We start from the raw sequence: 7,668 nt of genomic DNA, 5'->3' as shown, positions 1-7,668 counted from the left end.
GCCAGAAACCCCCTCACGCAGTCTCCACGGGCCCCGCCCCGGGGCCCGTGGCCAGCACCGCCTCGGCCACGTCCCGAGGACTGTCGAGCATCACCAGATGCCCGGCCGGCGCGGCCACCCGGAAGGTCCCGCCCAGCGTCCGGGCGAGCCCGCGCTGCCGCTCGACCCAGCGCAGCTCGCGAGGCGCGCCACTCTCGTCGTACGCCGCCAGCACGGTCACCGGCAGCCCGCCGGGCAGCGGACGGGCCGCGCGCAGGGCGGCCAGTTCGGCGGCGATGTCCTGGTAGCGGGCGTTCTCCAAGACGGTGGCGCGCAGCACCCGGCCGGTGCGGTAGCAGCGGGTGTCCAGGCCGCCGGGCGCGGGCGGGTGCGGCCGTACGGTCTCGGCGCGCACGGTCAGCCGCCGCACCGCGCCGCCGAGGGCGCGGGGCAGCCCCGCCGCGGCGACGGCCGTACCGAGCAGCCGGGCGGCGGCGGTGCGCAGCCGGGGCAGCGGCCAGGGCCGGGGGTGCTCCTCGACGCTGCCGTCCAGCAGGACCAGGCCCGCGGCGCGGTCGGGGTAAAGCCGGGCGAACGCCTCGGCGTAGAAGCCGCCCATCGAGTGGCCGACCGCGGTGCAGGGCCGGCCGGTCAGGCCCAGCGCGTCCAGCACGCCGGCGATGCGGTCCGCCTCGGCGGCGGCGGTCGGTGCCGCGCCGGCCGGGTCGGGGGCGGAGAGGCCGAATCCGGGGCGGTCGAAGCGGACGACCGTACGGTGCGGGGTGAGCAGCGGGACGACCTCGTCCCAGTCGTACCAGCTGGCGCCGAGGCCGCCGCTGAGCACGCAGACGGGGCCCGCGCCCTCGCACAGCACGTGGGTGGGCACGCCGCGCACCTTCAGCATGCGCCCGGGCGGGCGCGGCGGAGGCGCGGCGGCGGGGGTCATGCGGGGCGGCTCGCCTCGGCCCGGCGGCTCGCCGCGGGCCGGTTTCCGGGGCGGTTTCCTTCGGGGCGGCCGCCCTCCGGCCGGCTTCCGTCGGCGCGGCTGTCCTCGGCGCGGCCGTCCTCGGGGCCGGTCGGCGCGGCGGGGTCCCCGCCCGGCACCGCGGGGACCTGGGGCGCGCGCAGGAGCGCCACGGCGAAGAGCGCGATCCACACCGCCACCAGCAGGACCTGGAGCCGCTGGCCCAGCCCGAGCGCCCAGGTGCCCTCCCGCGCCTCGAACGCGGCGACGGAGACGAGCGTCCAGACGGTGGCGATCAGCTCCACGGCCACCAGGGCCGGGCCGAGCCGGGCGACCGGCCGCCGACCGCCGTAGCGGCGGGCGGCCAGGGTGAGCGCGATCAGCCCGACCAGGGCGCCGGCCATGGCCAGGGAGCTGGTGACGGCGTGCGCGCTGTGGCCGAAGGGCACGTCGCCCGCGGCCTCGCGGGCCGCGCACCCCGCGTCGTGGGTCGGCGCGCAGCTCATCGACAGCCGGGAGTCGGCGGCGGTGGCGGCGCCGAACAGGGCGAGCCCGGCCCAGCCGAGCGTCTCCCACAGCCGGCGCTCCGCGCGCCACAGGCCGAGCGCGGCGCCGGCGAGCACCAGCAGCCCGGCGATCAGATCGGTGGTCCGGAACAGCGCGCCGTACGGCTGGTCCGTGGCGGCCAACTCGCTGACGTAGCTCCGTACGGGGTCGAGGCCCGTCGTCAGCACGGCCTCCAGCACCCAGGCGGTGTAGGCGACGGCGCCGAGCAGCAGGAGAGCGGGGACGATCCGCGGGCCTCGGGTCATAGTGCGCCCATGCTAGTCAGGGGGTGGCCGAGGGCCGCTCGCGGGCCTCGGCGCCGCGGGTGGCGGCGGCCGCCGGGTTCACCCACCGCCGGCCCCGGTCCCGTACACACGGGCCCGTCCACAGGGACCCATCCGCAGCGCCCCAGGGGCGTCCACCCCCGGGCCCGCCCGCCGCCCGGAGGGGCGACGTATCCGCCCCGGAAAGACATCGCGTCAATGAGACGATTACACTGACCGCGTGCCTCAACTTCGACTCGCCCTGAACCAGATCGACTCCACCGTCGGCGATCTCGCCGGGAACAGCGAGTCGATCGTCCACTGGACCCGGCACTCCGCCGAGCAGGGAGCGCACCTCGTGGCGTTCCCCGAGATGGCGCTCACCGGCTACCCCGTCGAGGACCTCGCCCTGCGCTCCTCCTTCGTGGACGCCTCCCGCGAGGCCCTGCGCGCCCTGGCGGCGCGGCTCGTGGCCGAGGGACTGGGCGAGCTGCCCGTGGTCGTCGGCTACCTCGACCGCTCCGACCGGGCCCAGCCGCGCATCGGCCAGCCCGCCGGCGCCCCGCAGAACGCCGCCGCGGTGCTGCACCGCGGCGAGGTCGCCCTCTCCTTCGCCAAGCACCACCTGCCGAACTACGGGGTGTTCGACGAGTTCCGCTACTTCGTACCGGGCGAGACCCTCCCCGTGGTCCGGGTGCACGGCATCGACATCGCGCTCGCCATCTGCGAGGACCTCTGGCAGGAGGGCGGCCGGGTGCCGGCGGCGCGGACCGTCGGGGCGGGGCTGCTGCTGTCCATCAACGCCTCGCCGTACGAGCGCGAGAAGGACGACACCCGGCTCGAACTGGTCCGCAAGCGCGCCCAGGAGGCCGGCTGCACCACCGCGTACCTGGCGATGATCGGCGGCCAGGACGAGCTGGTGTTCGACGGCGACTCGATCGTCGTGGACCGCGACGGGGAGGTCATCGCGCGCGCCCCGCAGTTCGCCGAGGGCTGTGTGCTGATCGACCTCGATCTGCCGGCCGCGCCCGCCGAGGTCCCGTCCGGGATCGTGGACGACGGCCTGCGGGTCGACCACGTCACGCTCTCCGCGGAGCCGCTGCGCGCGTACGAGCCCGAGCTGACCGGCGGCTACGCCGAGCGCCTCGACGACGAGGAGGAGGTCTACTCGGCGCTGGTCGTGGGCCTGCGGGCGTACGCCGCCAAGAACGGCTTCCGCAGCGTGCTCGTCGGGCTGAGCGGGGGCATCGACTCGGCGCTGGTGGCCGCGATCGCGTGCGACGCGCTCGGCGCGCAGAACGTGTACGGCGTGTCCATGCCCTCGCGCTACTCCTCCGAGCACTCCCGGACGGACGCGGCGGAGTTGGCCCGCCGTACGGGGCTGCACTTCCGCACGGTGCCCATCGCGCCGATGTTCGACGCGTACATGGAGTCGCTGGGCCTGACCGGGCTGGCCGAGGAGAACCTGCAGTCCCGGCTGCGCGGCACGCTGCTGATGGCGATCTCCAACCAGGAGGGCCACATCGTGCTGGCCCCGGGCAACAAGTCCGAGCTGGCCGTGGGCTACTCGACGCTCTACGGCGACTCGGTGGGCGCGTACGGGCCGATCAAGGACGTCTACAAGACGCTGGTCTTCCGGCTCGCCGCCTGGCGCAACCGGGCGGCGGAGGAGCGGGGGCAGGTGCCGCCGATCCCGGAGAACTCCATCACCAAGCCGCCGAGCGCGGAGCTGCGCCCGGGCCAGGTGGACACGGACTCGCTCCCGGACTACGACGTCCTCGACCGCATCCTGGAGCTCTACGTCGACCGCGACCAGGGGCGCGACGCGATCGTGGCGGCCGGCTTCGACCCGGAGCTCGTGGCGAGGACGCTGCGGCTGGTGGACACGGCGGAGTACAAGCGCCGCCAGTACCCGCCGGGCACGAAGATCTCCGCGAAGGGCTTCGGCAAGGACCGCCGCCTCCCGATCACGAACCGCTGGCGCGAACACGTGGCCCCGGCCGGGGGCTGAACGGGGACCGGCGCGAGCCGAGGGGCCAGGGCCGCACAGCCCTGGCCCGGAACGCACGGAGCGGCGCCGCGGCGCCCGCCCGCGCCGCCCCGGGGCGGAGCCGCTGCCGCCTCCCGGCTGGGGGACGGGCGGGGCCGCGCCCCGGGTTCGCGAGGGCCGCGCGGAGCTGCCCGGCCGGCGTGCAGGCAGCCGAGACGCCACCGCACCCGGCCCAGCGGGGCCGGGGCCGCGCCCCGGGCACGCGCGGAAGCGGAGCCCGGGCTCCCCTGATGCCGCATGGGCAGGCACCGGCCGTCCGGCAGACGCACCGGACGCCGCTTCCCGCCAGCGGCACGGCGTGATTCGCCCCCGCGCGGGGCTGAGAGCCGCTTCTCGGCGCCCGCGCCGGCCTCCGGGCGAAGCCGCGGACTGCCCGCGCCGCGCGGGGCGCGGGTTCCAGAGGTGGCACCGGCCTCCGGCCGAAACGCAGGCTGGGGCCCGCCGGGCCGAGCGCCAGCGACCGCCAGCGGCGGGAGCCCGTTCCGCGCCCACCGCCGCCGGGCGCGGAGCGGCCCGGAGACCGCAGCGGCCTTCGGCCGAGTCGTATGCCTCCGGGGCCGCCCACGAGCCTTACGGAAGGCAGCCGCCTCCGGCGGTGAGCCGACCGCTTCAGCACCGCGCGGGGCGCGGGGCGGCCCGGGGTGCGCCCGGGCATATCCGGCCGCGGAAACGCGGTTGTGGGCCGAGGTCACAACCCGCCAGCATGGGGGATGGCGATCAGCAGGGACGTTCATGGCGCGTAGGCGGAGCGGCGGAGGTGGGCGGGGGGTGCCCGCCGTGGCCGGGCTGTCCGGGGGGTCGGCCGGGGCCGTCGCGCGGTTCGAGGCGGACGAGGGGCTCGGCGACGGCGACGTGGCGCGAGCCTTCGCGCTCTGGGCGCGGGCCGTGCGCGGACCGGCCCACACGCTGCGCTCCGGCGACGACGACTGCGGCGTCGACGCCTGCTGCCACCCGCACCTCGCCGCGCGCGACCTGCTGGAGACCGCCGTACTGCGGCTCCCGTCCCGGGCCGCGCGCGAGCTGCGGGCACTCGTACGCCCCCATGACGAGATCTACGAGTCCCGGTCGCTCGCCGACCCCGGCGCACCCGCGTCGGAGCGGTGGTGGCGGCGCCGGTTCGTGCCATGAAGCGGCGTGACGCCCCGACCGGGCGTCACGCCGACCGCGTCAGGGCGCGCGCTCGCCCACCAGGCGCTCCACCGGAGACGCGCCGGCCGGCGCGCCCGCGATCACCCGGGGCTCCCCGGGGCCCCGGTCCAGCAGGCCGGCGATCGCCGCGATCGCCAGGCCCACCGCGGCCAGCGCCGCGCCGACCAGCGTGGGGGACGTCCAGCCCCAGCCGGCCGCGATGGCGACGCCGCCCAGCCAGGCCCCGCCCGCGTTGGCGAGGTTGAACGCCGAGTGGTTGGACGCGGAGGCGAGCGTCGGGGCGTGCCGGGCCTTGGCCATGACCAGCATCTGGAGCGGCGTGGTGGTCATGAAGCCGACCGCGCCGAGCACCACCACCGTCACCAGCGCCGCCCACTTGTTGTGCACGGTGAAGTGGAAGGCGACGAGGACGAGGGCCAGCGCGGTGAGGGACCCGTAGAGCGTGGGCCGCAGGGCCCGGTCCGTGAGCGGTCCGGCGACCAGCGCCCCGAGGGTCATGCCGATGCCGAAGAGGGCGAGCACCACGGTGACGGAGGTCTCGGCGAAGCCGGTGACCTCGGTCATCATCGAGGCGAGGTAGCTGTAGACGGCGAACACCCCGGCGAAGCCGAAGACCGCCGTGAGCAGCCCGAGGAGCACCTGCCGGTTGCCGAGGGCGCGCAGCTCGTGGCCGAGTCCACCCTGGTGCTCCAGCGGGAGCTTGGGCACGAGGAGGGCGAGCGCGCCCATGGCGACCAGCCCGATCGCGGTCACGACGAGGAACGTGGCGCGCCAGCCGAGGTGCTGGCCCAGGAGCGTGGCGGCGGGGACGCCGACGATGTTGGCGACGGTCAGCCCGAGGAACATCGTGGCCACGGCCCGCGCCTGCCGGCCCTCCGCGACGAGCCGGGCGGCCACGACCGCGCCGACCCCGAAGAACGCGCCGTGGGGCAGCCCGGCCAGCACCCGGCCGGCGACGAGCGTCCCGTAGCCGGGGGCCAGCGCGGAGGCGAGGTTGCCCACGGTGAAGACCGCCATCAGCAGCACCAGCATCCGCTTGCGCGGGACGCGGGAGCCGAGGGCGGTGAGCAGCGGGGCGCCGATGACGACGCCGAGGGCGTAGGCGGAGACGAGGTAGCCGGCGGTGGGCACGGAGGTGCCCAGGTCGTCCGCGACGTTGGGCAGCAGGCCCATCATCACGAACTCGGTGGTGCCGATGCCGAACGCGCTGATCGCGAGAGCGAGCAGGGCCAGGGGCATGAGAGACCTTTCGGAGGGCGGGGCGTCGCGTGCGGTGTTCGTGGGGCGCGCGCCGGGACGCGGTGGGGGGAACGGGCACGAGTATGTTCTCTTACGGAACAAAGTCTCTCAAGGGGTTTCTTCCCGCGCGTGAATCCCGGGTGACGGTCACGTCACATCGCCCTGACTGATCACCTTGACCGAACGCCCTGGCCGAAGCCCCGACTCGCCCCGACCGATCGCCCTGCCCGAAAGAGCTAGAACCGCACCGCCGCCGCGACCGGCAGATGGTCGCTCGCCGTGGCCGGCAGCGCCCAGGAGGAGACCGGCTCCAGGCCCTTGACCATGATCTGGTCGATCCGGGCCATCGGGAACGAGGCCGGCCAGCTGAAGCCGAAGCCGTCGCCCGCGGCGCCCTGCGTGGAGCGCAGCTGCGAGGTGACGGGCGCCAGCGCCCGGTCGTTCATCGTGCCGTTGAGGTCGCCGAGGAGCACCACCTTGCCGATCGGCTCCTCGGCGATCGCCCGGCCGAGCGCGCTGGCGCTGTCGTCCCGCTGGCCGGCGGTGAACCCGGCCTGGAACTTGACCCGGACCGAGGGCAGGTGCGCCACGTACACGGCCACCGGCCCCCTGGGCGACTCGACCGTGGCCCGCAGGGCCCGCGTCCAGCCCATGCGGATGTTCACGGGCCGCGCGTCGGTCAGCGGGTACTTGCTCCAGATGCCGACCGTGCCCTGCACCGAGTGGTAGCGGTACGTGTCCCGCAGGGTCTGCTCGTAGACGCCGGCGACGGCGGGCTTGAGCTCCTCCAGGGCCAGCACGTCCGCGCCGGCCGCCGCGACCTTGCGGGCGGTGCCGGCCGGGTCCGGGTTGTCGGCGTTCACGTTGTGGGTCACCACGGTGAGGTCGCCGGCGGCCGCGGACTTGTCCGTGACCAGGCCGCCGAAAAGATTCAGCCAGATCGCGACCGGCAGCACCAGCGCGACCAGCGCGGTGGCGGAGCGCCGCACCAGGGCGAGCGCGAGGATCACGAAGATCCCCAGGCCCAGCCAGGGCAGGAACGTTTCCAGCAGGCTGCCGAGGTTGCCGACGGTGTTGGGGACCTGCGCGTGGAAGGCCATCAGCCCGGCGAGCAGCACCGCCGCGGCCGCCAGTACGGCACCGCGCCGCCACATGCCCTCGGGCCGCCACCAGCCCGCCAGGCGCCCGGCCAGGGACCGCCCCCGCTCGGGCTGCGGGCCGCCGTTCCCCGTCTCGGTCAGATACGCCTGCGCCATGTGTCGTCCTTCAGCTCCTCGCACGCCGGTCCCGGGCTACGACCCTAGGTGATGACCAACGCCTTCTCAGCCACCGTGGATGGCCCGTCCCCTACCAGGACGGAGCGCGCGGCGGCGCGGGTTCCGGAACCGGGCGCCGCGGGGGCCCCTGTGACGAAACGAGCACATTGGCCCGAAGACGTACGGTGCGCCCCGCCCCCCGCCCCAGCTCTGGTCCAGGCC

6 protein-coding genes are annotated in these 7,668 nt (G+C 75.8%); 2 read left to right on the top strand and 4 right to left on the bottom strand.

Annotation, left to right across the window (positions count from 1 at the left end; all coding sequences use genetic code 11):
- Positions 1–13: 13 nt before the first annotated feature.
- Together ACSNOD_RS25665 and ACSNOD_RS25660 are read right to left on the bottom strand one after the other, a co-directional pair.
- The gene (locus ACSNOD_RS25665) at positions 14–925 is read right to left on the bottom strand and encodes an alpha/beta fold hydrolase (protein ID WP_436769425.1); all 912 of its coding nucleotides are present in this window, start codon (positions 923–925) and stop codon (positions 14–16) included.
- On the bottom strand, positions 922–1,755 hold the full coding sequence (locus tag ACSNOD_RS25660; protein WP_436769424.1) for a DUF998 domain-containing protein: 834 nt from the start codon (positions 1,753–1,755) through the stop codon (positions 922–924). The genes ACSNOD_RS25665 and ACSNOD_RS25660 overlap by 4 nt, the downstream gene beginning before the upstream one ends.
- A 238-nt stretch (positions 1,756–1,993) precedes the next feature.
- Here ACSNOD_RS25660 and ACSNOD_RS25655 point away from each other — a divergent pair, with 238 nt between their 5' ends.
- Both ACSNOD_RS25655 and ACSNOD_RS25650 read left to right on the top strand, forming a co-directional pair.
- A complete protein-coding gene (locus ACSNOD_RS25655) occupies positions 1,994–3,763 on the top strand; it encodes an NAD+ synthase (protein ID WP_436769423.1) in 1,770 nt (589 codons plus the stop codon).
- An 807-nt stretch (positions 3,764–4,570) separates the two neighbouring features.
- Entirely contained in the window at positions 4,571–4,930 is a 360-nt protein-coding gene (locus ACSNOD_RS25650; RefSeq protein ID WP_436769422.1) for a hypothetical protein, read from the top strand.
- A 39-nt stretch (positions 4,931–4,969) separates the two neighbouring features.
- Here ACSNOD_RS25650 and ACSNOD_RS25645 read toward each other — a convergent pair whose 3' ends face one another.
- Both ACSNOD_RS25645 and ACSNOD_RS25640 read right to left on the bottom strand, forming a co-directional pair.
- Entirely contained in the window at positions 4,970–6,190 is a 1,221-nt protein-coding gene (locus tag ACSNOD_RS25645; RefSeq protein ID WP_436769421.1) for an MFS transporter, read from the bottom strand.
- 236 nt (positions 6,191–6,426) lie between these two features.
- Positions 6,427–7,344 carry an endonuclease/exonuclease/phosphatase family protein gene (locus ACSNOD_RS25640; RefSeq protein WP_436769426.1) on the bottom strand — a complete coding sequence of 306 codons (918 nt, stop codon included), beginning with the start codon at positions 7,342–7,344 and terminating at the stop codon, positions 6,427–6,429.
- Positions 7,345–7,668: the final 324 nt, after the last annotated feature.

It is taken from the genome of Streptomyces sp. URMC 123, from assembly GCF_051386515.1.
In the GTDB taxonomy this organism is placed as follows: domain Bacteria; phylum Actinomycetota; class Actinomycetes; order Streptomycetales; family Streptomycetaceae; genus Streptomyces.
Note: the sequence above shows the minus strand (reverse complement) of the source record. Positions and strands in the feature narration are given on the sequence as shown.

Coding starts and splice junctions, on each gene's coding strand:
- ACSNOD_RS25640 (WP_436769426.1), bottom strand. CDS start 7,344: ATGTGGCGGCGCGGTGCCGTACTGGCGGCCGCGGCGGTGCTGCTCGCC.
- ACSNOD_RS25645 (WP_436769421.1), bottom strand. CDS start 6,190: ATGCCCCTGGCCCTGCTCGCTCTCGCGATCAGCGCGTTCGGCATCGGC.
- ACSNOD_RS25660 (WP_436769424.1), bottom strand. CDS start 1,755: ATGACCCGAGGCCCGCGGATCGTCCCCGCTCTCCTGCTGCTCGGCGCC.
- ACSNOD_RS25665 (WP_436769425.1), bottom strand. CDS start 925: ATGACCCCCGCCGCCGCGCCTCCGCCGCGCCCGCCCGGGCGCATGCTG.